Source organism: Streptomyces sp. NPDC015127 (genome assembly GCF_043080095.1).
In the GTDB taxonomy this organism is placed as follows: Bacteria; Actinomycetota; Actinomycetes; order Streptomycetales; family Streptomycetaceae; genus Streptomyces.
Map to the genome: position 1 here is coordinate 186510 of NZ_JBIBVE010000013.1, position 23953 is coordinate 210462.

17 protein-coding genes are annotated in these 23953 nt (G+C 70.5%); 6 read left to right on the forward strand and 11 right to left on the reverse strand.

Annotation, left to right across the window (positions count from 1 at the left end; translation table 11 throughout):
- Nucleotides 1–96: 96 nt before the first annotated feature.
- The 3 genes from ACF08N_RS25895 to metH all read right to left on the reverse strand — a co-directional run bounded on the left by ACF08N_RS25895 (nt 97) and on the right by metH (nt 6529).
- The gene (locus tag ACF08N_RS25895) at nt 97–1698 is read right to left on the reverse strand and encodes an ABC transporter substrate-binding protein (protein ID WP_392327060.1); all 1602 of its coding nucleotides are present in this window, start codon (nt 1696–1698) and stop codon (nt 97–99) included.
- A gap of 508 nt (nt 1699–2206) precedes the next feature.
- Nucleotides 2207–2908 (reverse strand): HAD family hydrolase, encoded by a 702-nt coding sequence (locus tag ACF08N_RS25900; RefSeq protein ID WP_392327061.1) that lies wholly within the window; start codon nt 2906–2908, stop codon nt 2207–2209.
- 108 nt (nt 2909–3016) lie between these two features.
- Nucleotides 3017–6529, reverse strand: a complete 3513-nt coding sequence (gene metH / locus ACF08N_RS25905; protein WP_392327062.1) for a methionine synthase — start codon at nt 6527–6529, stop codon at nt 3017–3019.
- 242 nt (nt 6530–6771) lie between these two features.
- Between metH and ACF08N_RS25910 the strand changes: the two genes are divergently transcribed.
- The 4 genes from ACF08N_RS25910 to ACF08N_RS25925 all read left to right on the forward strand — a co-directional run bounded on the left by ACF08N_RS25910 (nt 6772) and on the right by ACF08N_RS25925 (nt 11777).
- Nucleotides 6772–7536, forward strand: a complete 765-nt coding sequence (locus ACF08N_RS25910) for an IclR family transcriptional regulator (RefSeq protein ID WP_392327063.1) — start codon at nt 6772–6774, stop codon at nt 7534–7536.
- Between the two features lie 232 nt (nt 7537–7768).
- Nucleotides 7769–8560 carry an MIP/aquaporin family protein gene (locus ACF08N_RS25915; RefSeq protein WP_392327064.1) on the forward strand — a complete coding sequence of 264 codons (792 nt, stop codon included), beginning with the start codon at nt 7769–7771 and terminating at the stop codon, nt 8558–8560.
- A 52-nt stretch (nt 8561–8612) separates the two neighbouring features.
- Nucleotides 8613–10139: a glycerol kinase GlpK gene (gene glpK / locus ACF08N_RS25920; protein WP_392327065.1), complete on the forward strand. Its 1527-nt coding sequence runs from the start codon at nt 8613–8615 to the stop codon at nt 10137–10139.
- Nucleotides 10140–10151: 12 nt separating this feature from the next.
- The gene (locus ACF08N_RS25925) at nt 10152–11777 is read left to right on the forward strand and encodes an FAD-dependent oxidoreductase (RefSeq protein WP_392327066.1); all 1626 of its coding nucleotides are present in this window, start codon (nt 10152–10154) and stop codon (nt 11775–11777) included.
- 50 nt (nt 11778–11827) lie between these two features.
- On the opposite strand, the gene ACF08N_RS25930 is transcribed toward ACF08N_RS25925, so the two are convergent.
- Complete coding sequence (locus ACF08N_RS25930) at nt 11828–13198, reverse strand: MFS transporter (RefSeq protein WP_392327067.1); 1371 nt, start codon at nt 13196–13198, stop codon at nt 11828–11830.
- A gap of 162 nt (nt 13199–13360) precedes the next feature.
- Here ACF08N_RS25930 and ACF08N_RS25935 point away from each other — a divergent pair, with 162 nt between their 5' ends.
- Nucleotides 13361–14032 carry a FadR/GntR family transcriptional regulator gene (locus tag ACF08N_RS25935; RefSeq protein WP_392327068.1) on the forward strand — a complete coding sequence of 224 codons (672 nt, stop codon included), beginning with the start codon at nt 13361–13363 and terminating at the stop codon, nt 14030–14032.
- A gap of 166 nt (nt 14033–14198) precedes the next feature.
- Here the strand turns inward: ACF08N_RS25935 and ACF08N_RS25940 are convergent, their stop codons facing one another.
- The 5 genes from ACF08N_RS25940 to ACF08N_RS25960 form a co-directional block, all read right to left on the reverse strand.
- A complete protein-coding gene (locus ACF08N_RS25940; RefSeq protein ID WP_392327069.1) occupies nt 14199–15233 on the reverse strand; it encodes an ABC transporter permease in 1035 nt (344 codons plus the stop codon).
- On the reverse strand, nt 15230–16744 hold the full coding sequence (locus ACF08N_RS25945; RefSeq protein WP_392327070.1) for a sugar ABC transporter ATP-binding protein: 1515 nt from the start codon (nt 16742–16744) through the stop codon (nt 15230–15232). The genes ACF08N_RS25940 and ACF08N_RS25945 overlap by 4 nt, the downstream gene beginning before the upstream one ends.
- A gap of 2 nt (nt 16745–16746) precedes the next feature.
- Nucleotides 16747–17778, reverse strand: coding sequence for a sugar ABC transporter substrate-binding protein (locus tag ACF08N_RS25950; protein WP_392327071.1), 1032 nt, complete (start codon nt 17776–17778; stop codon nt 16747–16749).
- A 312-nt stretch (nt 17779–18090) separates the two neighbouring features.
- Nucleotides 18091–18882: an SDR family NAD(P)-dependent oxidoreductase gene (locus ACF08N_RS25955; RefSeq protein WP_392327072.1), complete on the reverse strand. Its 792-nt coding sequence runs from the start codon at nt 18880–18882 to the stop codon at nt 18091–18093.
- Nucleotides 18879–20198 (reverse strand): enolase C-terminal domain-like protein, encoded by a 1320-nt coding sequence (locus tag ACF08N_RS25960; protein ID WP_392327073.1) that lies wholly within the window; start codon nt 20196–20198, stop codon nt 18879–18881. The genes ACF08N_RS25955 and ACF08N_RS25960 overlap by 4 nt, the downstream gene beginning before the upstream one ends.
- Nucleotides 20199–20455: 257 nt before the next feature.
- Here ACF08N_RS25960 and ACF08N_RS25965 point away from each other — a divergent pair, with 257 nt between their 5' ends.
- Nucleotides 20456–21535 (forward strand): PAC2 family protein, encoded by a 1080-nt coding sequence (locus ACF08N_RS25965; RefSeq protein ID WP_392327074.1) that lies wholly within the window; start codon nt 20456–20458, stop codon nt 21533–21535.
- Between the two features lie 60 nt (nt 21536–21595).
- Here the strand turns inward: ACF08N_RS25965 and ACF08N_RS25970 are convergent, their stop codons facing one another.
- Both ACF08N_RS25970 and mshC read right to left on the reverse strand, forming a co-directional pair.
- Nucleotides 21596–22570 carry a superoxide dismutase gene (locus ACF08N_RS25970; protein WP_392327075.1) on the reverse strand — a complete coding sequence of 325 codons (975 nt, stop codon included), beginning with the start codon at nt 22568–22570 and terminating at the stop codon, nt 21596–21598.
- Between the two features lie 148 nt (nt 22571–22718).
- Nucleotides 22719–23948, reverse strand: a complete 1230-nt coding sequence (gene mshC / locus ACF08N_RS25975; protein WP_392327076.1) for a cysteine--1-D-myo-inosityl 2-amino-2-deoxy-alpha-D-glucopyranoside ligase — start codon at nt 23946–23948, stop codon at nt 22719–22721.
- Nucleotides 23949–23953 lie beyond the last annotated feature (5 nt).

Genomic DNA, 23953 nt, shown 5'->3' on the forward strand with positions numbered 1-23953 from the left:
GCGCGGCGGCCGCCACGACGGGGACGGCCGGTGTCCGGCGGCGGCTTTCGCCACTGCCGGACACCGGCCGTCTGTGTCTGTGCGGGGGGCGCCGGATCAGGCGTCGTTGCCCCGGGCCAGCTCCCACAGCTGAAGGTCGGAGCTGGCGTTGAGCGCCCATTCGACGCCCGTGACGTCGTCGCGGGCGGCGACGTACTGCTTGCCCTGCCACAGCGGCAGCACCGGCACGTCGTCGGCGACGATCTCCTGGATCCGCTTGAAGGCCGGGGAGGCCGCGGTGCGGTCCGCCTCACGGCGGGACTGCGGGATGAGGCCCCGCGCCTCTTCGTTCACGTAGGGCGAGTTGAGGAAGTTGCCCTTGTCGAGGAACGGGGCGACGTAGTTGTCCGGGTCCGGGAAGTCGGGGAACCAGCCGAGGCCGTAGACCGCGTAGTCGCCGCGCTTCTGGGCGGGGCGGAACTTGGCCCATTCGGTGCCCTTGACGGTGACGTCGAAGAGCTGGGTGGCGTTCAGCTGGTCGCGGATCGCCTCGAACTCCTTGGCCGTGCCGTCACCGTACTTGTCGGTGGTGTAGTTCAACTCCAGCTTGACGGGAGTGTCGATGCCCGCGTCGCTCAGGATGGCCGCGGCCTTCTTGCGGCTCGGCTCGCCGTACTTGTTGTAGAACGAGTTGGTGTGCGCGGCGATGCTCGTCGGGATGAGCGAGTAGAGCGGCTCGGCGGTGGAGCCGTACACCTGGCCGGCGATCTGGCCGCGGTCGATGACGGCCGCCATCGCCTGACGCACCGCCTTGTTCTTCACCGACGGGTCGTTGGTGTTGAAGGCGAGGTAGCGGATCTCGAGGCCGGGGACCTCGGTGAGCTTGATGCCCTGCTTGGGGGCGGTGGAGAGCTTCACGATCTGCTCGGGGGACATCGTGCGGGTCATCATGTCGATGTCACCGGACTCGAGCGCCTTGCCCATGGCCTCGGCGTCGGCGAACGACCGCAGTTCGACCCGGTCGTTGCGGAGCTTGATGTCCCCCTTGTAGTGGGGGTTCTTGGTGAAGACGACCTTGGAGACGCGGTCCCCGTCCATCTCGGTCTTCATGGTGTACGGGCCGCTGCCGTCGGCCTGGACGCCCTCGCGGAGCTTCTTCCCGTCGTACTGCTCACGGCTGACGATCGCGGCGACCGGCGTCGAGAGCTTGTACGGGAAGGTGGCGTCGGGGGTGGCGAGGTGGAAGATGACCTCGTCGTCGCCCTTGGTCTCGATGGTGTCGATGTTCGCGAGGAGGGCGGCGGTGCCGTTGTCCGCGTCGATGTCGAGGACGCGCTCGATGGAGAACTTGACGTCCTCGGCGGTCACCGGGGTGCCGTCGGCGAACTGCAGTCCGCTGCGCAGCTTGCAGCGGTAGCTCTCGCTCGCGGTGTCCGTGAAGACGCAGGACTCGGCGGCGTCCGGGACGGGCTCGCCGCCGCCGCGCGGTGTGTGCATCAGCGTCTGGACGGTCTGGCGCAGGATGTTCCACGCGCCGGTGTCGTAGGCGTAGGCCGGGTCGAGCGGCGCGGGAGCGTCGGCGTTGGCGACGAACTGGTCCGTGGTGCCCACGACTATGGCGTCACCGCCGTCCGACCCGCCGTCCGTGCTGCCGCACGCGACCAGCACGGGCGCGAGCAGGCCGATCATGGCCAGCGGCACCAAAGTCTTACGGTTCATCCTGGACGTACTCCCTTATCCATCCGGCACTGGGATACAGCGTGGTGTGCAGGTCACTCCGCCGCTTCCACCCGGTCGGGGCGGCGCGATCGGGCCGGGGATACAGAGCGATCGGTCCTGTGTTTCCGACGGCATGGTGGCCGGCGGGACACGACGGTGAGGCGGCGAAGTTTCTCGCGATGAGATTAGTCGGCGGCGCCAGGAAAGCGTGAACGGGCCCGAGTTGGGGCGTAATCGCTGAGTGATCACGAACGTCCGCAGGGAGGCGGCCTGGAGGTGGAGGATTCATGCGCTCCCGAGGCAAACCGGACAGGACACGGCGTCCGATCCCCCCCGAAGGGGACATCGGGCGCCGGCCGACTCAGCGGAAGGCAGCACTCACAGTGACGAACGTCACGCTTGGGAACGCATTGTCGATTACTGACCGGTAAACCCAAAGGTCACCGAAAAGGCACGAGCGACTGCTCTGAGTCCCCGCCTATTTCGAGAAACACGGATCGTACATGTATCAGTGCGGCGACCTGATGAGTGTGCGCAGGAAAAGCAGGTCGACTTCTTCGAGGGACTGAACGACGATTCGGCCCGCCGCGGCCGCGATCGGCGCCACCGACGGCACCGCGACGACCCGGCAGCCGGCCGCCTCGGCGGCGGCCACCCCGGTCGCAGTGTCCTCGACGACCGCGCATCTCATGGGGTCGGCGCCGAGCCCCCGGGCGGCCAGCAGGTACGGGTCCGGGTGCGGCTTGGTGCGCGGCACCTCGTCCCCCGCGACCGACAGGGCGAAGTACTGGGGCCCGAGGGAGGCGAGGACGCGGTCGATGATGCGCCGGTGGGACGCAGAGACCAGTGCGGTGGGCACATTGTGCGCGGCGAGCTCGGCGAGCAGCCGCTCCGCCCCCGGCATCAGCGGCACACCGCGTCCGATCCGGTCCTCGAACTTGTCGTTGAGCAGCACGGTCAGCTCGGCGAGGGTGATGTCCGCGCCGGTGGCCTCGATCAGGTAGCCGGCGCTGCGGGTCATGGGTCCGCCGACCACGACGTCCCGCCATGCCTCGTCCAGCTGGTGTCCGAGGTCCGCGAAGACCTCCACCTCGGCGTCCCACCAGAATCCCTCGGTGTCGACCAGAGTGCCGTCCATGTCGAGGAAGACGGCTTGGAGCGCCGCCCCGTCGGCCGAACGGGTCAGGGACGCGGGGACCGTGCTGGTCATAGGCACACCTCCGGAAGGGACGAGAAGGCCGGCCACCTCACCCTGCGGCTTTCCCGCAAGATCTGGTGACCGGCCTGCACTGGACCGACCAGTGTACGACTCGTCCGATCAGCGTGCGTTGAAATACTTTGCCTCGGGGTGGTGAATCACGATCGCGTCCGTGGACTGCTCCGGATGGAGCTGGAACTCCTCGGACAGCTTCACGCCGATCCGCTCGGGCCGCAGCAGCTCCGCGATCTTGGCGCGGTCCTCCAGATCGGGGCACGCGCCGTAGCCCAGCGAGAACCGGGCGCCGCGGTACTTGAGCGCGAACATGTCCTCGACGTCCGCCGGGTCCTCACCGCCGAAGCCCAGCTCGGCGCGGACGCGCGCGTGCCAGTACTCGGCGAGGGCCTCCGCCAACTGGACGGACAGCCCGTGCAGTTCGAGGTAGTCCCGGTAGGAGTCGGCCTCGAAGAGCTTGGCGGTCTCCTCACCGATCCTGGACCCGACGGTGACGACCTGGAGGCCGACGACATCGGTCTCGCCGGACTCCTCGGGGCGGAAGAAGTCCGCCAGGCACAGCCTGCGGCCACGGCGCTGGCGCGGGAAGGAGAAGCGGGTGCGCTCGGAGCCGTCCTCGTTCAGGAGGATCAGGTCGTCGCCCTTGGACACGCAGGGGAAGTAGCCGTAGACGACGGCCGCCTCCAGCATGTTCTGCGTGTGCAGCTGGTCCAGCCAGCCGCGCAGTCGCGGCCGGCCCTCGGTCTCCACCAGCTCCTCGTACGAGGGCCCGTCGCCGGTACGGGCCTGCTTGAGTCCCCACTGACCCTTGAAGAGGGCGCCCTCGTCGAGCCAGGAGGCGTACTCCTTGAGCGGGATGCCCTTGACGACGCGGGTGCCCCAGAACGGCGGCTCCGGCACCCGGTTGTCCGTGGCGACGTCGGAGCGGACCGCGCCCTCGGCGGGAGCCTCCTCCACGACCGCGGCCGTCGTGGCGCGCACCCGGCGCTGCTTGAGCTCGGGCAGGGCGGCACCGGGCACGCCGCGCTTGACGGCGATGAGGGCGTCCATCAGGCGCAGGCCCTCGAAGGCGTCGCGGGCGTAGCGGACCTCGCCCTCGTAGATCTCGTGGAGGTCCTGCTCCACGTAGGCGCGGGTGAGGGCCGCGCCACCGAGGATGACGGGGTAGTCCGCGGCCATCTTGCGCTGGTTGAGCTCCTCCAGGTTCTCCTTCATGATCACCGTGGACTTGACGAGGAGGCCGGACATGCCGATGACGTCGGCCCTGTGCTCCTGCGCCGCGTCCAGGATCGCGGAGACGGGCTGCTTGATGCCCAGGTTGACGACGTTGTAGCCGTTGTTGGACAGGATGATGTCGACGAGGTTCTTGCCGATGTCGTGCACGTCGCCGCGGACGGTGGCCAGGACGATGGTGCCCTTGCCCTCGTCGTCCGTCTTCTCCATGTGCGGTTCCAGGTAGGCGACCGCCGTCTTCATCACCTCGGCCGACTGGAGCACGAACGGCAGCTGCATCTGGCCCGAGCCGAACAGCTCGCCGACGACCTTCATGCCGTCGAGCAGGGTCTCGTTGACGATGTCGAGGGCGGGCCGGTCCCGCAGCGCCTCGTCCAGGTCCGCCTCGAGGCCGTTCTTCTCACCGTCGATGATGCGGCGCTTGAGGCGCTCGTCCAGCGGCAGGGCGAGCAGCTCCTCCGCCTTGCCGGCCTTCATCGACTTGGTGTTGACGCCCTCGAACAACGCCATCAGCTTCTGCAGCGGGTCGTAGCCCTCGGCGCGCCGGTCGTAGATCAGGTCGAGCGCCGTGGTGACCTGCTCCTCGTCGAAGCGGGCGATCGGCAGGATCTTGGAGGCGTGCACGATCGCGGAGTCCAGGCCCGCCTTCACGCACTCGTCGAGGAAGACGGAGTTGAGCAGGATGCGGGCGGCGGGGTTGAGGCCGAAGGAGATGTTCGACAGACCGAGGGTGGTCTGTACCTCGGGGTGCCGCTTCTTCAGCTCGCGGATCGCCTCGATGGTGTTGACGCCGTCCTTGCGGGACTCCTCCTGGCCCGTGCAGATGGTGAACGTCAGCGTGTCGATGAGGATGTCGCACTCGCGGATGCCCCAGTTGCCGGTCAGGTCGGCGATGATCCGCTCCGCGACCGCCACCTTGTGCTCGACGCTGCGGGCCTGGCCCTCCTCGTCGATCGTCAGCGCGATCAGCGCGGCACCGTGCTCCTGGGCCAGGCGGGTGACCTTGGCGAAACGGGACTCGGGACCGTCGCCGTCCTCGTAGTTCACCGAGTTGATGACGGCGCGGCCGCCGAGCTTCTCCAGCCCGGCCCGGATGACGTCGACCTCGGTCGAGTCCAGCACGATCGGCAGCGTCGACGCGGTGGCGAACCGGCCGGCCAGCTCCTCCATGTCCGCCACTCCGTCGCGGCCGACGTAGTCGACGCACAGGTCGAGCATGTGGGCGCCCTCGCGGATCTGGTCGCGGGCCATCTCCACACAGTCGTCCCAGCGGCCCTCCAGCATGGCCTCGCGGAACTTCTTCGAGCCGTTCGCGTTCGTCCGCTCGCCGATCGCCATGTAGGCGGTGTCCTGCCGGAACGGCACCGACTGGTACAGCGACGCGGCGCCCGGCTCGGGGCGCGGCTCGCGGACCGTCGGCTCCATGCCGCGCACGCGCTCCACGACCTGGCGCAGGTGCTCCGGCGTCGTACCGCAGCAGCCGCCGACGAGGGAGAGGCCGTACTCGCGCACGAACGTCTCCTGCGCGTCGGCGAGCTCGGGCGCGGTCAGCGGGTAGTGGGCACCGTTCTTGCCGAGGACCGGCAGGCCCGCGTTCGGCATGCAGGACAGCGGGACGCGGGAGTGGCGGGCCAGGTAGCGCAGGTGCTCGCTCATCTCGGCCGGGCCGGTCGCGCAGTTCAGACCGATCATGTCGATGCCCAGCGGCTCCAGCGCGGTCAGGGCCGCGCCGATCTCCGAGCCGAGCAGCATCGTGCCGGTCGTCTCGACCGTCACTGAGCAGATGATCGGCAGCCTGGTGCCGGAGGCGTCCAGCGCGCGGTGGGCTCCGAGGATGGCGGCCTTCGTCTGGAGCAGGTCCTGGGTGGTCTCGACGAGCAGCGCGTCGGCGCCGCCGGCGATCATGCCCTCGGCGTTCTGCTGGTAGGCGTCGCGCAGGGCCGTGTAGGGGGCGTGGCCCAGCGTCGGCAGCTTGGTGCCCGGTCCCATGGAGCCCAGCACCCAGCGCTGCTGCCCCGTGGAGGCCGTGAACGCGTCGGCGACCTCGCGGGCGATGCGCGCGCCCGCCTCGGACAGCTCGAAGACGCGCTCGGCGATGTCGTACTCGCCGAGCGCCGCGAGGTTCGCGCCGAAGGTATTGGTCTCGACGCAGTCGACGCCGACCTCGAAGTAGGCCTCGTGGACCGTACGGACGATGTCGGGGCGCGTGACGTTGAGGATCTCGTTGCAACCCTCGAGGTTCTCGAAGTCCTCCAGGCTCGGATCCTGGGCCTGGAGCATCGTGCCCATGGCACCGTCGGCCACCACCACCCGGGTGGCGAGGGCTTCGCGCAGTGCGTCGATTCGGGTCCGGCTGTCAGCGGAGGGGGTCGGCAGCGAGGCCATGGAATGTGCTCCCTGGGATGCGACGGCTGTCGGCTTTGCGTCTTCCGGTGGAAGGCGCACGCAGCCAGAGTAGCCGGGCGGGCCGTCGGGGGGCGGAGGCGTCCCACGGGGCGGACGTCCGCATACTGAGCGGCTTTTTCGACGGGCCCTCCGCGCGAGATACTCGCTCCGTCGTGACCGAGGTCGGCATCGACCGATAGTGTTCAGCATTGTCGAACCGTGTGTGGAGAAGGGCCGATCCGATGGCTAAGAACATCCAGTCACTTGAGCGGGCGGCGGCGATGCTGCGGTTGCTCGCGGGCGGGGAGCGCCGGCTGGGCCTGTCGGACATTGCGTCCTCACTGGATCTGGCCAAGGGTACGGCCCACGGCATCCTGCGCACCCTTCAGTCCGAGGGATTCGTCGAACAGGACAGCGTCTCCGGCCGCTACCAGCTGGGTGCGGAGCTGCTCCGGCTCGGCAACAGCTATCTGGACGTGCACGAGCTGCGTGCCCGCGCCCTGGTGTGGACGGACGACCTGGCCCGTTCGAGCGGCGAGAGCGTGCACCTCGGTGTGCTGCACCAGCACGGCGTACTGATCGTGCACCACGTCTTCCGGCCCGACGACAGCCGGCAGGTCCTGGAGGTGGGGGCCATGCAGCCGCTGCACTCCACGGCTCTCGGCAAGGTCCTCTCCGCCTACGACCCGGTCGCCCACAGCGAGGTGCTGGAGGTCGACCGCAAGGCGTTCACGCCGAGGACGGTGACGGATCTCGAGGAGTTCGAGGCGGTGCTCGACCACACCAGGGCGCGCGGCTGGGCGGCCGATGTGGAGGAGACGTGGGAGGGCGTGGCCGCGGTGGCGGCGCCGATCCACGACCGGCGCCGGATGCCGGTGGGGGCGGTGGCCATCACGGGCGCCGTGGAGCGGGTGTGCGACGCAGGCGAGCTGCGCTCCGAGCTGGTGGCGGCGGTGCGGGACTGCGCCCGCGCCGTGTCGAGGGACCTCGGCGCCGGGCGGTTCTGATCGCACTGGCGCATCATCGGTAACGATCCGGTTTTCGGCCGGCACAACCCTTGACGTCATGTTTAACGGGGGCAAAACTGCCGTTCACCGGTCGGCATTGTCGAACACCAAACGGCACTACACGCTAGAGTGTGACAACGCCAGGCCGGAAAACGCCCTCAGCTGAGGGCGCGGACCACCGGAGGGACCCGGGGTTCGCCTTCCCCCTGGACGAAGGACAAAGGAGTCGCGGGTGTCCAACTCCGACATCTTCATCGGCGAGGTCATCGGTACCGCCGTACTCATCCTGCTCGGTGGCGGCGTGGTCGCCGCCGTCGTGCTCAAGCGCTCGAAGGCGCAGAACGCCGGCTGGCTGGCCATCACCTTCGGGTGGGGCTTCGCGGTCCTGACCGCGGTCTACATGACGGGGGCCCTGTCCGGCGCCCATCTCAACCCGGCCGTCACCTTCGGCATCGCGATCAAGGACAACGACTGGGGCAGCGTCCCGGTCTACCTCGCCGGCCAGCTGCTCGGCGCCATGATCGGTGCCGCCCTGGTCTGGATCGCCTACTACGGCCAGTTCCGGGCGCACCTGACCGACCCCGAGATCGTGGGCGACCCCGAGGAGAAGGCCATCGAGGGCCCGCACGACGGAAGCGCCGCCAACGCCGGCCCGGTCCTCGGCGTCTTCTCCACCGGCCCCGAGATCCGCAACGTCTGGCAGAACCTCGCGACCGAGATCATCGGCACGGCCGTGCTGGTCCTGGCCGTGCTCACCCAGGGCCTCAACGACAGCGGCAAGGGCCTCGGCCCGCTCGGCGGACTCATGGTCGCGCTCGTCGTCGTCGGCATCGGTCTCTCCCTCGGCGGCCCCACCGGCTACGCCATCAACCCGGCCCGTGACCTCGGCCCGCGCATCGTGCACGCCCTGCTCCCGCTGCCGAACAAGGGCGGCTCCGACTGGGGCTACGCCTGGATCCCCGTCGCCGGTCCCCTGATCGGTGCGGCCGTCGCCGCGGGTATCTACAACATCGCGTTCGCCTGAGCCGTATCAGCACCTCGAGCCGTATCTCCAGAGACCTGAGCAGGAGCACACCGTGACCGACGCACACACCACCGGGCCGTTCATCGCGGCCATCGACCAGGGCACCACCTCCAGCCGCTGCATCGTCTTCGACAAGGACGGCCGGATCGTCTCCGTCGACCAGAAGGAGCACGAGCAGATCTTCCCCAGGCCGGGCTGGGTGGAGCACAACGCCGCCGAGATCTGGGCCAACGTCCAGGAGGTCGTGGCCGGAGCCATCGACAAGGCCGGCATCACCGCGGCCGACGTCAAGGCCATCGGCATCACCAACCAGCGCGAGACGACGCTGCTGTGGGACAAGAACACCGGCGAGCCCGTCCACAACGCCATCGTCTGGCAGGACACCCGTACCGACGCCCTGTGCAAGGAACTCGGCCGCAATGTGGGCCAGGACCGCTTCCGCCGCGAGACGGGCCTGCCGCTCGCCTCGTACTTCGCCGGGCCCAAGGCCCGCTGGCTGCTCGACAACGTCGAGGGCCTGCGTGAGCGCGCCGAGCGCGGCGACATCCTCTTCGGCACCATGGACTCCTGGGTCATCTGGAACCTGACGGGCGGAGTCGACGGCGGTGTGCACGTCACCGACGTCACCAACGCCTCCCGCACGATGCTGATGAACCTGCACACCATGGAGTGGGACGACAAGATCCTGCAGTCCATGGAGGTCCCGGCCGCGATCCTCCCCGAGATCCGGTCCTCCGCCGAGGTGTACGGCCTCGCCAAGGGCGGTGCCCTCGACGGCATCCCGGTCGCCTCCGCGCTGGGCGACCAGCAGGCGGCCCTGTTCGGCCAGACCTGTTTCGCCAAGGGCGAGGCCAAGTCCACGTACGGCACCGGCACCTTCATGCTGATGAACACCGGTGACGAGCCCGTCAACTCCTACAACGGCCTGCTGACCACCGTCGGCTACCGCATCGGCGACCAGAAGGCGGTCTACGCCCTGGAGGGCTCGATCGCCGTCACCGGCTCGCTGGTGCAGTGGATGCGCGACCAGATGGGCCTGATCAACTCTGCCGCCGAGATCGAGACCCTCGCGCTCTCGGTCGAGGACAACGGCGGCGCGTACTTCGTGCCGGCCTTCTCCGGCCTGTTCGCCCCGTACTGGCGCTCCGACGCCCGCGGAGTGATCGCCGGCCTGACCCGGTACGTCACCAAGGCGCACATCGCGCGCGCCGTTCTCGAGGCCACCGCCTGGCAGACCCGCGAGATCACCGACGCCATGACGAAGGACTCCGGCGTCGAGCTGACCGCGCTCAAGGTCGACGGCGGCATGACCTCCAACAACCTGCTGATGCAGACGCTCTCGGACTTCCTGGACGCGCCGGTCGTGCGTCCGATGGTCGCCGAGACCACCTGCCTCGGCGCCGCCTACGCCGCCGGTCTGGCCGTCGGCTTCTGGCCGGACACCGACGCGCTGCGCGCCAACTGGCGCCGGGCCGCCGAGTGGACCCCCCGCATGGACGCTGACAAGCGTGATGCCGAGTACAAGAACTGGCTCAAGGCCGTGGAGCGGACCATGGGCTGGCTCGACGAGGAAAACTGACGAGGAGCAATGATGACCACCCTGCAGAGCGTCCCGGACCACGGGACGCGCCCGGCCGCCGGCTCGACTGTGTCCTCCTTCAAGGCAGCGAGCCGCGCCGAGACTCGGGAGCAGCTCTCCACGGCGACATACGACCTCCTGGTGATCGGCGGCGGCATCCTGGGCATCTCCACCGCCTGGCATGCGGCGCAGTCCGGGCTGCGGGTGGCGCTGGTGGACGCCGGTGACTTCGCCGGCGCCACCTCCTCCGCCTCCTCCAAGCTCCTCCACGGCGGTCTGCGCTACCTGCAGACCGGCGCGGTGAAGCTGGTCGCGGAGAACCACTTCGAGCGGCGTGCCGTCTCCCGCCAGGTGGCGCCGCACCTGGCGAACCCGCTCACCTTCTACCTGCCGGTCTACAAGGGCGGCCCGCACGGTGCCGCCAAGCTCGGCGCGGGCGTCTTCGCCTACTCCGCCCTCTCCGCCTTCGGCGACGGGGTCGGCCACCTGCTCAGCCCGGCGAAGGCCGCTGCCGACGTGCCCGAGCTGCGCACCGACAACCTGAAGGCCGTCGCGGTCTACGGCGACGACCAGATGAACGACGCGCGCATGGCGCTGATGACGGTGCGCGCGGCCGTCGAGGCCGGTGCGACCGTCCTCAACCACGCCGAGGTCACGGGGCTGCGCTTCACCCGCGGCCGGGTCACCGGCGCCGAGCTCAAGGACCGCACCGACGGCACCGAGTTCGGGGTCGACGCCCGCCTGGTGCTCAACGCCACCGGTCCGTGGGTCGACCACCTGCGCCGGATGGAGGACCCGGACGCGGCTCCCTCCATCCGCCTGTCGAAGGGCGCGCACCTCGTCCTCAAGCGCACATCCCCGTGGAAGGCCGCGCTCGCGACGCCGATCGACAAGTACCGCATCACGTTCGCCCTGCCCTGGGAGGACATGCTGCTGCTCGGTACGACGGACGAGGAGTTCGAGGGCGACCCGGCGGACGTCGCGGTCACGGAGAAGGACACCACGCAGATCCTGGACGAGGCCGCGTTCTCGATCCGCGACCAGCAGCTGTCGCGCGATCTGATCACGTACTCCTTCGCCGGTCTGCGCGTCCTGCCCGGTGGTCCGGGCGACACGTCCAAGGCCAAGCGGGAGACGGTCGTCACCGAGGGCCGCGGCGGCATGCTGTCGGTGGCCGGCGGAAAGTGGACGACCTTCCGCCACATCGGCCGCACGGTGATGAACAAGCTGGCCGCGCTGCCGGGCCGGCCGCTCGCGGAGGACATGGAGCCGATCGCACGGCTGCCGAAGAAGCTGCCGCTGCCGGGCATCGCCAACCCGAACGCGGTCGCGCACCGCCTCCTCGTCGACGGCGGCACGCCCGGCCCGCGCATGGCGGCCGACACCGCCCGCCACCTCGCCACGCACTACGGCTCGCTGTCGTTCGACATAGCCCGCCTGGCGAGCGAGGACCCGGCGCTGGCCCAGCGCATCCACCCGGACGCGCCGGAGATCTGGGCGCAGGTCGTGTACGCGCGCGACCACGAGTGGGCCGAGACGGCGGACGACGTGCTGCGCCGCCGTACGACGCTGACGATCCGCGGTCTCGCGACGGACGAGATCCGCGGCAAGGTCGAGGACATGCTCGGCGGCAAGTAGGCACCGGCACAGGGCGAGGGGGCGGCACACATCGGTGTGCCGCCCCCTCGTCATGCGTTGAGCTCCTCCAGCGTCCTGCCCTTCGTCTCGACGGCGAACAGGGCGACGACGGCGCCCACCGCCGCCACCGCGGCGAACTGCGCGAAGACCACGGCCAGGCTGCCGCCCGCGCCGAGGATCGCGCCCAGGGTGACCGGCCCGAGGATGACCCCGAGCCGGTTGCACAGGCCGCCGAACGCGGCGCCCTTGGCACGGTTGCGGGTCGGGTAGAGCTCGGGCGAGTACAGGTAGAGCCCGGCGTTGACCGTGTAGAGGAAGAAGGTCGTGCAGGAGGCGAAGACCGCGACCTGGAGGCCGGAGGTCGCACCGGCCAGAGCCAGCATGCCGAGGGTGACCGTGGTGCCGCCGAGAGCGGCGACGAGGGCCGGTCTGCGGCCCACCCGGTCGATCACCAGCGCGACGACGAAGGTGCCGAGCAGTCCGGTGACGTTGCCGAGCAGGGTGTAGCCGAGCGCGGTGCTCAGATCGAGGCCGAAGTTCTTGGTGTAGAGCGACGGCAGCCAGGTGGAGATGCCGTGGTTGACGTAGTAGGCGACGAACCAGAGCGCGGAGACGATCGCCGTACGGCGCAGGTAGCGGCCCGAGAACAGCTCCCGCAGCCGCCCCTGCGACGAGTCCTCCTCGGACCGCACGGACGGCACCGGGTCGGGCAGCGGCGTGCGCGTGGCCTCGGCGACCTCGGCCTCGATCCGCGCGATGACCTGCTCGGCCTCCTGGGTGCGGCCGCGGGCCAGCAGCCAGCGCGGGGACTCCGCCACGTGGCGCGGCAGCAGGGCGGCGAACAGGACGGGCACGGCGCCGATGACGAACATCGCGCGCCAGCCGAGGTGGGGGACCACCCACACGGCCGTGAGACTGGCCGCCGCCATGCCGGCCGGGAAGATCATCTCGTAGAGGAGTACCAGGCGGCCGCGGTTGTCCGAGCGGGCGATCTCGTTGATGTACGTGGCGGCCACGGGGACGACGCCGCCGATGCCGATGCCCTGGACGAATCGGAGCAGCGCGAAGGTCTCGATGCCGTTCGAGAGGGCGACGGCGAGCGAGGCGAGACCCGTCACGGCGACACCGAGCGCGACCGTGCGCACCCGGCCGATCCGGTCGCCGAGCCAGCCGGCCGCGAGAGCCCCCAGGAGCATGCCGATCGACGCCGACGTCAGGGCGAGAGTCGCCCCGGCCGTCGTCAGGTTCCACTCCTTGCGCAGGACGGGCAGCGCGGAGGCGGCCAGCAGCTGGTCGAACGCCTCGAAGAAGGTGACGGCACCGATCAGGAAACGGACCTTGACGTGCCAGCGGGAGTGGGGAAGCCGCTCGAGGCGCGCGGCTATCGAGTAATGGACAGGCGGTTTGGCCACAGTCGTCATGGGGGTTCCTCGCGCAGACAGAGATCCGCGGAAACAGGGAGACAGCAGACTGCGTCAACTTACGCCAGGATGCCGGGGAGCCGGCGGGCGGACGGAAGGCCGTGACCATGGACGGTCGCAGGCGGCATAATCATCGATACATCGGATGTATGGAGGTCGCCCGTGGCTGTCACCGACGAGGCCATCGAGAAGATCAAGGGAATGATCGTCTCCGGCGCGCTGCGCCCGGGCGACCGGCTCCCCAAGGAAAGCGAACTGGCCGCGGAGCTGGGCCTGTCGCGGAACTCGCTGCGCGAGGCGGTACGGGCCCTGTCCCTGATCCGCATCCTCGATGTGCGGCAGGGCGACGGCACGTATGTGACCAGCCTGGACCCGCAGTTGCTCCTGGAGGCGCTGAGCTTCGTCGTCGACTTCCACCGGGACGACACGGTGCTGGAGTTCCTGGCGGTGCGGCGGATTCTGGAGCCGGCGGCCACGGCGATGGCGGCGATGCGGATCAGCGATGCCGAACTGGATTCGCTCGGGGAGCAGTTGGACGCGCTGGGGGCGCAGCCGTCGGTGGAGGAACTGGTCGCGGCCGACCTGGAGTTCCACCGCGGCATTGTGCAGTCGTCGGGGAACTCGGTGCTCTGCTCCCTCATCGACGGCCTGTCCGGCCCGACGACCCGGGCCCGCATCTGGCGCGGCCTGACCCAGGAGGACGCGGTGAGCCGCACGCTCCACGAACACCGCGCGATCCTGTCGGCGCTACGGGACCGCGACGCGGAGGCGGCGCGGTCGTGGGCGACGGTGCATGTGGCGAGCGTGGAGCAGTGGCTGCGGTCGACGCTGTGACGGGTGCTTGTTCCCCTACCCTCAAACGCCGGAGGGGCTGGAAAATCCAGCCCCGCCGACGATTGAGGCGCTGGGGGTCCCCCCACGCCCGCAGGGCGTAGGGGGCGGGGTCCGGGGGCCGAGCCCCCGGTTCGGGAAGGGGCGGGGTGGGGAAACGGCCCCTGCCTCAGTCCTGGCGCTCCCCGCTCGCGAAGCGCGAGATCACCAGCGCCACGATGATGATCGCTCCGTTCAGGAACTGGTTCCACAGCGCCGGCACCCCGCCCAGCGTCATCACGTTCACCACCAGCTGCAGCGTCAGCACACCCGTCAGCGCCCCGAACAGCGTGCCCCGCCCGCCCTTCAGGCTGATGCCGCCGATCACCGCCGCCGCAAAGACCTGGAAGATCCAGCCGTTGCCCTGCGTCGCCGCCACCGAGCCGTAGTGGCCCGTGTACAGCACACCGGCGAACGCCGCCAGCAGGCCGCCGACGGCCAGCACGATCCAGGTGATGCGGTCCACGCGGATGCCCGCCGCCCTGGCCGCCTCCGGGTTGCCGCCGATCGCGTACAGTGCGCGTCCGTGGCGCAGGTACGCCAGCGCCGCCCCGCCCGCCGCGAAGAGCGCGAGGCAGATCCACACCGCGGCCGGCGCTCCGAGCCAGTCCGTCTTGCCGAGGTAACGGAAGGACTCCGGCACGTCCGTGATGGACTTGCCCTCGGTGATGCCGATGTGCAGGCCGCGCAGCATCGTCAGCATCCCGAGCGTCGCGATGAAGCCGTTGACGCGCAGCTTCAGCATCAGGAAGCCGTTGGCCACGCCGATCACCGTGCCGGCCAGCAGGCAGAGGGGGACGGCCGTCCACACGGGCAGCAGCTCCAGACCCGCGAACCGGCCCCCCTCCACCGGCAGGACGAGCCACATCGCGACGACGGGCGCGATCCCGATCGTCGACTCCAGCGACAGGTCCATCCGTCCGCAGATGAGGATGAGCGCCTGGCCCAGCACCAGCAGGCTCAGCTCGGAGGACTGCTGGACCACGCTGATGAGATTGCCGGCGGTGAGGAACACCGGCGACACGATGAAGCCGATCACCATCAGCACCAGGATCACCGGCACGAGCGAGAAGTCGCTCCAGCGGATCAGCCGCAGTGTGCCGCGCGCGCCGCCGCCGACGGTGACCGGCTCGTCGCCGGTCAGCGGCCGTATCGTCCCTGTCATCGCTGCTCTCCCACGCCTTCCATCGCCGCCACCAGCTCCCGGTCCGTCCACCCGCTGCCGAACGTCGCCACGACCCGCCCGTGGAACAGTGCGAGCACCCGGTCGCACACCCGCAGGTCGTCCAGCTCGTCCGAGATGATCACGGCCGCGCGCCCTTCGTCGGCCACCTTCCGTACGACGCCGAGAAGCGCGTCCTTGGACTTCACGTCGACGCCCGCGGTGGGGCGCACCGCCACGAGGGCGCCGGGGTCGCGGGCCAGCGCACGGGCCACGACGACCTTCTGCTGGTTGCCGCCGGACAGCCCGGACACCGGCTGCGACGGCCCCTGCGTCTTGATGTCCAGCGCGCTGATCATGGACGTGGCGAATGCCCGGGTCCGCGAGGGCAGGACGGTTCCGCAGGGACCGAGCTGGTCCGTGACCGTCAGCGTGGCGTTCTCGGCGACACTGCGCCCGGGCACCAGGCCCTGGATGTGCCGGTCCTCGGGGATGTAGCCGATTCCGGCGTCCAGGGCGTGCGGCACGCTGCCGGATCTCACCGGCCTGCCGCGTACGGTGAGGCGGCCCGTGCTCGCCTTGCGCAGCCCGGCCAGTGTCTCCCCGAGCGCGGTGCTGCCGCTCGCAGCGGCCCCCGCGATACCGAGCACCTCACCCGCCCTCACCTCGATGTCGAGCGGTTCGAACCGGCCCTCCAGCCCGAGCCCTTCCGCACGCAGCACCGTCTCGGCCTCGCCCAGCGCGCCGACGGGCGCGTGCCAGGCGGAGGCGCTGCTCGTGGCATCGCCCGTCATCGCGGCGACCAGGTCCTCCTTGGGCAGACCCGCGACGGGTGCCGTGAGGACATGGCGGGCGTCACGGTAGACGGTGACCGTGGCGCACAGCTCGTACACCTCCTGGAGGTGGTGCGAGATGAACAGGAAGGCGACGCCCTGGTCCTGCAGTTCCCGCAGCTTGCCGAACAGGCACTGGATGCCCCGGGCGTCGAGCTGCGCGGTGGGCTCGTCGAGGATGACCAGCCGGGCGCCGAAGGAGAGGGCGCGGGCGATCTCGACGAACTGGCGCTGTTCGACGCCGATGTCCTTGGCCCGCGCGCCGGGGTCGACGTCCACGCCGTACGCGCCGAGCAGTTCGGCCGCGCGCTGCCGCAGCCGCCGCCAGCCGATGAAGCGGCTGCCTTCCTCGAACCGGTTCAGGAAGAGGTTCTCGGCCACGGTCAGGTCCGGGACGACCATCGACTTCTGGTAGACGCAGGCGACCTTGGACTGCCAGGCAGCCGTGTCGCCGAAGGCGGGCGCGGGTGCACCGTCGAAGGTCACCGTGCCCGCGTCCGGCCGGTGCAGGCCGGTCAGGACGCTGACGAGCGTGGATTTGCCCGCGCCGTTGCGCCCGACGAGTGCGTGGGACTCGCCGGGGGCCACGGTGAGGCGGACACCGTCGAGCGCGAGGGTGGGACCGAAGCGTTTGACGATGCCTTCGGCGTGAACCGCCGCTGCTGCGGGAGCCGTTCGCATGGTCACTTCTCCAGCTGGTTGGCCCACAGCTCGGGGTCGTCCACGTTCTGCCGGGTCACCAGCGGAGCGGGGAGCTGGTCCTCCAAGCCGTTCGGGAGCTTGACAATCACTGAGCCGTGGTCGGTCGGCCCTTCTTTGAACGTCTTGCCTTCCAGCGCCGCCCTGGCGTAGTACAGCGCGTACTTGGCGTACAGGTCGGCGGGCTGGGAGACCGTCGCGTCGATCTTCCCGGCGCGGATGGCGTCCAGTTCCTCGGGGATGCCGTCGTTGGAGATGATCGTGATGTGACCCGGCTGCCCCGGCGCCTTGAGGAGCTTCTTCTGCTCCAGGAGGGCGAGGGTGGGCTGCAGGAAGACACCGCCGGCCTGCATGTAGATGCCGTTGATGTCGGGGTGCGCGGCGAGGGTGGACTGGAGCTTGGCGGAGGCGACGTCGCCCTTCCACTCGGTGGCGAGCTCGAAGACCCGGATGCCTGGATAGTTCTTGTCCATGCACGACTTGAACGCCTCGGAGCGGTCCCGGCCGTTGATGGAGGACAGGTCACCCTGGAACTCGACGACCTTGCCCTTCCCCTTCAGCTGCTCGCCGAGGTACTTGCAGGCCTTCTCGCCGTACGCGCGGTTGTCGGCGCGCACCACCATGTAGACGTTGCCCTTGTCCGGCCGGGTGTCGACACTGACGACCGGGATCTTCTTCTCCTCCAGCGTGCCGAGGGTCTCGGCTATCGCGCCGGTGTCCTGCGGGGCCATGACGACGGCCTTGGCGCCCTGGTCGGTGAAGACCTGCACGTTGGAGACGAGCTTGCCGATGTCGTTCTGGGAGTTGGTCAGGGACAGCGCGTCGACCTCTCCGCCCTTGACGCCCTTCTCGATGTAGCTCTGGTAGGAGTTCCAGAAGTCGCTGTCGCTGCGCGGCAGGTCGATGCCCACCTTGCCGGCGCCGGAGGCGCTGTCGGTGCCCCGGTTGCAGCCGGCCAGGGCCGTGACGGCCAGAAGCACGGCGCAGGCCGCGGCACTTGTCGTACGCACTCTCATGGTCCCGTCCTTCGTTGGGTGTCGGCGGCGATGGGGTGTCCGGCGGATCAGGGCCGGACAGGACGCGGCGTCTGGTGCATGGGGTCTCCTCAGGTACGCACTGCCGAGGGTTTCCCAGGCCCGCAGGGCCGAGGGGGTGGGGTCTCCCCAGGCCCCAGGGGCCGAGGGGAAGCATCGCAAGGCGCCGGAGTGCCCTGGTAGCGGAGCCGTTCGGGCATTTCGGCAACGCGGCGAGGTGCCATTGCCTGGGGTGCCACCAGGCGACGCCCTGGGGGAGCGTCCTGGCCCCGGCCGAGATCCACCGGACGCCCCCTAGGTGGCGGGCCGCAGGCGCAGTCCCTGCATTCCGCCGTCGACCGCGAGTGCCGTACCGGTGACGGCCGCCGCGGCGGGGCTTGCGAGATAGGCGACGGCCGCGGCGACCTCGCCGGCCGCGACCAGCCGGCCCGTGGGCTGGCGGGCCTCCAGCGCGGCGCGTTCGGCGTCGGGGTCGTCGGCCCGGTCGAGCAGCCGGCCGATCCACGGGGTGTCGGCGGTGCCCGGATTGACGCAGTTGACGCGGATGCCCTCGCGGACGTGGTCCGCGGCCATGGCGAGGGTCAGTGACAGGACGGCGCCCTTGCTCGCGCTGTAGAGGGCGCGCTGCGGCAGTCCGGCGGTGGCGGCGATGGAACAGGTGTGGGTGACGGAGACGCAGCCGGGACGCGCGGCGGCCGAGGCACGCAGGTGGGGAAGGGCGTGCCGGGCGACGCGGACCATGCCCAGCACATTGATGTCCAGGACGTGGCGCCATTCGTCGTCGGAGTTGTCCGCGACGGTGCCGACGGCGCCGATGCCCGCGTTGGACACGATCGTGTGCAGGGCTGCGAACTCGGCGGCCGCCGCGTCGACGGCCGTGCGCACGGCGTCGTCGTCGGTGACGTCGGCCTTCAGTGCGAGGACCCCGTCCGGCGCTCCGGACGTGTCGCGGTCCAGGACGGCGACGCGTGCGCCCCGGTCCCGCAGGAGCGTGGCGACCGCCGCTCCGATGCCGGACGCTCCCCCGGTCACCAGGGCACCCAGCCCTTCGAAGTCCCGTGCGCAGTCCCGTCCTGCGGTGTTCATCGGCTGACCTCCGGTGCGGTACGGCGGGCCTGCCAGACGGGCCCGTGCGGATAGCTGTGGGCGGCGATCGACGCGGGCAGCATGCGTGCGGAGAACCCGGGCGCGCGCGGCGCGGTGTACCGGCCGCCGACGACCACGGCCGGGTCGGTGAAGTGCTCGTGGAGGTGGTCGACGTATTCGATGACGCGGTCCTCCCAGCTGCCGGAGACGGCGACGTAGTCGAACATGGCGAGGTGCTGGACGAGTTCGCACAGGCCGACCCCGCCCGCGTGCGGGCAGACGGGGACGCCGTACTTGGCGGCGAGCAGCAGGATGGCGACGTTCTCGTTGACGCCCGCCACGCGGGCCGCGTCGATCTGCACGAAGTCGACGGCCCCGGCCTGGAGGAGCTGCTTGAACACGACGCGGTTGGCGACGTGTTCACCGGTGGCGACCTTGACGGGCTGGCCCGCGCGGACGGCGGCGTGGCCGAGCACGTCGTCGGGGCTGGTCGGCTCCTCGATCCAGTGCGGCTCGTACGGTGCGAGGGCGGTCATCCAGCGGACGGCGTCGTCGACGTCCCAGCGCTGGTTGGCGTCGACGGCGATGCGTACGGAGGGGCCGACGGCGGCGCGGGCCAGCTTCATGCGCCGGACGTCGTCGTCGATGTCGCCGCCGACCTTCAGCTTGATCTGGCCGAATCCGTCGGCGACGGCCTCCTTGGCGAGCCGGACGAGCTTCTCGTCGGGGTAGCCGAGCCAGCCGGGCGACGTGGTGTAGGCGGGGTAGCCGCGCTCGCGCAGCCGCGCGGCGCGCTCGGCTCTGCCCGGCTCGGCGGCGCGCAGGATGGCGAGTGCCTCGTCGCGGGTGAGGACGTCGGTCAGGTAGCGGAAGTCGACGAGCCCGACCAGCTCCTCGGGCGTCATGGCCGCCAGGAACTCCCATACGGGCAGCCCGGCGCGGGTGGCGGCGAGGTCCCAGGCGGCGTTGACGACCGCGCCGGCCGCCATGTGCATCACCCCCTTTTCCGGGCCCAGCCAGCGCAGTTGGGAGTCGTGGGTGAGGTCGGTGTGCAGGGTGGCGAGTCCGGCGGCGGTGAGGGGGGCGGGGCGGCCGATGACGTAGGGCCGCAGCGCCTCCATGGCGGCGGCGACGACTTCGTTGCCGCGTCCGATGGTGAAGCAGAAGCCATGGCCTTCGCTTCCGTCGTCGAGGCGCAGGACGAGATAGGCCGCGGAGTAGTCGGGGTCCGGGTTCATGGCGTCGGAGCCGTCGAGCTGTTCCGAGGTGGGGAAGCGGATGTCGTGGACCTCGAACTCCGTGACGGTCTGACTCATGCACGCACCCCCGGTGACCGGAACATCGGACCTCTGTCGTGGACATCCGATGTATAGCGCCGCCAGAACGCGGCAGTCCAGGGCCGGGACAAAAATTTCCCCCTACAGCTCGGATGAATGAGCCGATCGCTGCTTCCGTCTCTCGACGTATGCCCGAGGCCGGGAAGTTCACCCGGGCGTGCAAGGGGGCTGCGGCGGGGCACCCGGTAAGCCGTAAGGTTGGGACGTACTAAAGGGAACTTCGGAAGGAGGCCTGGGTGATCGAGCTCGAGGGGGTACCCGAGCTGATCGACCCGGTCATGGTGGCCGCGTTCGAGGGCTGGAACGACGCCGGCGACGCCGCCTCCACCGCGGTCGCTCACCTGGACCGGGAATGGAAGGGCGAAGTGTTCGCGGCGCTCGACGCCGAGGACTACTACGACTTCCAGGTCAACCGGCCCACGGTGTGGCTGGACGGCGGTGTACGGAAGATCACCTGGCCCACCACCCGGCTCTCCGTGGTCCGCGTCGGCGGCGACAAGCCGCGCGACCTCGTCCTGGTCCGTGGCATCGAGCCGTCGATGCGCTGGCGTTCGTTCTGCAACGAGATCCTCGGCTTCGCCCACGAGCTGGGCGTCGAGATGGTCGTGATTCTGGGAGCGCTGCTCGGCGACACCCCGCACACGCGGCCGGTGCCGGTCAGCGGCATCACCTCCGACCCGGATCTCGCGCGGACGATGGACTTGGAGGAGACGCGGTACGAGGGACCGACCGGCATCGTCGGCATCCTCCAGGAGGCGTGCACCCACGCCGGGGTGCCCGCCGTGAGCCTGTGGGCCGCGGTCCCGCACTACGTGTCCCAGCCGCCCAACCCCAAGGCCACGCTGGCGCTGCTGAACCGCCTCGAGGATCTGATCGACCTGCGCATCCCGCTCGGCGAACTCCCCGAGGACGCCCGGGCCTGGCAGCTGGGCGTAGACCAACTGGCCGCCGAGGACAGCGAAGTGGCGGAGTACGTGCAGACGCTGGAGGAGGCGCGGGACACCGCCGAGCTGCCCGAGGCGTCCGGCGAGGCGATCGCCCGCGAGTTCGAGCGCTACCTGCGGCGCCGCGACGGCGGGCACGGCGGCCACGCGACCGACGGCGGCGAGGGCAGCTCGTACCTGCGCGACACCTCCAGCGGGCGCACGCGCCCGCCGACGCCGCCCCGGCCGGAGCCGGGCGCGACGGAGCCGGGCGCAACGGAGCCGGGCGCAACGGAGCCGGGCGCGACGGAGCCGGGTGGCGAACCAGGCGCCGAGCGGGAGCCGGGCCGCGAAGACGACGACGGCGAGGCGACCGGGTCGTCCGAGGCCTGAGGGACACGACGAGCGGGGTGGTGCCGGAGGCCGGCACCACCCCGCCGCGCGTACGACCGCTCACACCCGGTCGACGGCGACCACGTCGTAGTCGGTGTCGGGCTTCGGCTCCACGTCGAAGCGCGCGTTGGGCAGATAGATCCGCCGGCCCCACGCGGCGGCTGTGGTGGGGATACGGAAACGCGGATCGGTGATCCGCGCGATCGGTGCGCCCTCGGTGCCCGCGTCGTTCAGCCGGACCACTTCGACCCGGTTGAGCTGCTGCTGGACGATGTACAGATCGCGGCCGAGCAGCAGGAGTCCATCCCCGTGCGGGATCTTGAGGTCGCCCAGTCCGACTCTCCGCGCCACGCCCGTGCGCGGGTCGACGCGCATCAGGGAGCCGCCCTCCACGACGGAGTTCACCACGAGCAGCGCACGCCCGTCCGGCGTCCGCGTGATGCCGTTGGCGGTGAAGTCTCTGCCCTGCTCCCACTCCCCGCCGAGCGCGATAGTGGCCACCTCGCGCCCCGGCTCGCCGTCCCGGCCGACGGGGAGCCGGTAGAGCTGGGGACGGAAGGAGTCCGTGAACCAGGCCGCCCCGGGCGTGAGGATCACGTCGTTCACCATCGAGCCGGAGCCGCCGACGGAGAAGTTGCGGACGATCTCCCTCGAGCGAATGTCGGCGACCCTGATCTCCCGGCTGAATCCGCCGCTGAGGTAGAGCCGCCGCTCGGGCCGGTCGATCTTGAGGCCGACGACGGAGCGGTCCCGCCCCAGCCCCTCGATCACGACGCGGCCGCGGCCGGTGGCCAGCTCGGCCCGGTACACGTCGCCGTCGGCGAGGGACCCGAACCAGGCGAACGGTGTGCGGCCGATGGTGATGCCCTCCGGCTGGAAGCCGTTCGGAAGGGCGAAGCGGGTGGGCCAGGCCTGCTCGGGGGCGGCGGCCGGTACGGCCGCCCGTGCGGGCCCCGTCAGGGGGCCGAACAGCGTGGCTCCGCCCAGTGCGGCGGCGGAGCCGAGCAGTGTTCTGCGACTGAAGGAACGTTCCACGATGCGTCCTTCCGGCAACTGGTCGACGACATGCCTCTCAGGGCCTCTCGTGCCAGCTCACCACACGCCGGTCGCTCACGCCGCGCGAAAGCGCAAGCACAGGCAGGCCGGGCGGGTGATCGCCCGCCCGGCACCACCGGATCCGTCCCTAGAGCGCCACGCCCAGCAGCGCGTCGACCGCGCGGGACACCAGCCCCGGAGCGCCCTCGTCCGTGCCGCCCTCGGACTGCTGCAGCGCCGCCCAGCGGTCCACCGCTGCGAGCGCCGCGGGCGCGTCGAGGTCGTTGGCGAGGGCCTCGCGGATCTCCTCAACCAGCGCGTCGGCGGACGGGCCGTCGGGGCGGGAGACGGCCGCGCGCCAGCGCCCGAGCCGCTCAACGGCGTCGCGCAGCACCGTGTCCGTCCACTCCCAGTCGGCCCGGTAGTGGTGCGAGAGCAGGGAGAGCCGGATCGCGGCGGGGTCCACGCCGTCACGGCGCAGTTTGGAGACGAAGACGAGGTTGCCCTTGGACTTGGACATCTTCGCGCCGTCGAGAGCGACCATGCCCGCGTGGACGTACGCCTTGGCGAAGGGGTGCTCGCCGGTGAGCACCTGGGCGTGCGAGGCACCCATCTCGTGGTGCGGGAAGGCGAGGTCGGAGCCTCCGCCCTGCACGTCGAAGCCCATGCCGAGGTGGTCGAGGGCGATGGCCACGCACTCGATGTGCCAGCCGGGCCGGCCGCGGCCGAGGGTGCCGCCGTCCCAGCTGGGCTCGCCCTCACGGGCGGCCATCCACAGCATCGGGTCGAGGGGGTTCTTCTTGCCCGGGCGCTCGGGGTCGCCGCCGCGCTCCGCGGACAGCAGCCGCATCGCCTCGGCGTCGAGGCGGGAGACCTCGCCGAAGTGCGGGTCCGTCTCCACGGAGAAGTAGATGTCGCCCTCGAGCTCGTAGGCGGCGCCCGCGTCCCGGAGCCGTTCCACGAGCGGAACGATGCCCGGTATCGCCTCGACGGCGCCGATGTAGTGCTGCGGGGGAAGCATCCGCAGGGCGGTCATGTCCTCGCGGAACAGGGCCGTTTCGCGCTCGGCGAGCTCGGTCCAGTCATGCCCGTCGCGGATCGCGCGCTCGAGCAGCGGATCGTCCACGTCCGTCACGTTCTGGACGTAGTGAACCTGCCGCTTGGTGTCGAGCCACACGCGCTGCACGAGGTCGAACGCGTTGTAGGTCGCCGCGTGACCCATGTGGGTCGCGTCGTACGGTGTGATGCCGCAGACGTAGATACGGGCGACGGGACCGGGGTCGAGGGTCACCAGACCGTCGGTCGCGGTGTCGTGGATCCGGAGGTCGCGGCCCTTGCCGGGCAGGGCGGGGACCTCAGAAGCGGGCCAGGCATGCATGCCTT

Coding starts and splice junctions, on each gene's coding strand:
- ACF08N_RS25945 (WP_392327070.1), bottom strand. CDS start 16,744: ATGCGAACGGCTCCCGCAGCAGCGGCGGTTCACGCCGAAGGCATCGTC.
- ACF08N_RS25930 (WP_392327067.1), bottom strand. CDS start 13,198: ATGACGACTGTGGCCAAACCGCCTGTCCATTACTCGATAGCCGCGCGC.
- ACF08N_RS25940 (WP_392327069.1), bottom strand. CDS start 15,233: ATGACAGGGACGATACGGCCGCTGACCGGCGACGAGCCGGTCACCGTC.
- ACF08N_RS25955 (WP_392327072.1), bottom strand. CDS start 18,882: ATGAACACCGCAGGACGGGACTGCGCACGGGACTTCGAAGGGCTGGGT.
- metH (WP_392327062.1), bottom strand. CDS start 6,529: ATGGCCTCGCTGCCGACCCCCTCCGCTGACAGCCGGACCCGAATCGAC.
- ACF08N_RS25910 (WP_392327063.1), top strand. CDS start 6,772: ATGGCTAAGAACATCCAGTCACTTGAGCGGGCGGCGGCGATGCTGCGG.
- ACF08N_RS25900 (WP_392327061.1), bottom strand. CDS start 2,908: ATGACCAGCACGGTCCCCGCGTCCCTGACCCGTTCGGCCGACGGGGCG.
- mshC (WP_392327076.1), bottom strand. CDS start 23,948: ATGCATGCCTGGCCCGCTTCTGAGGTCCCCGCCCTGCCCGGCAAGGGC.
- ACF08N_RS25960 (WP_392327073.1), bottom strand. CDS start 20,198: ATGAGTCAGACCGTCACGGAGTTCGAGGTCCACGACATCCGCTTCCCC.
- ACF08N_RS25925 (WP_392327066.1), top strand. CDS start 10,152: ATGACCACCCTGCAGAGCGTCCCGGACCACGGGACGCGCCCGGCCGCC.
- ACF08N_RS25895 (WP_392327060.1), bottom strand. CDS start 1,698: ATGAACCGTAAGACTTTGGTGCCGCTGGCCATGATCGGCCTGCTCGCG.
- ACF08N_RS25950 (WP_392327071.1), bottom strand. CDS start 17,778: ATGAGAGTGCGTACGACAAGTGCCGCGGCCTGCGCCGTGCTTCTGGCC.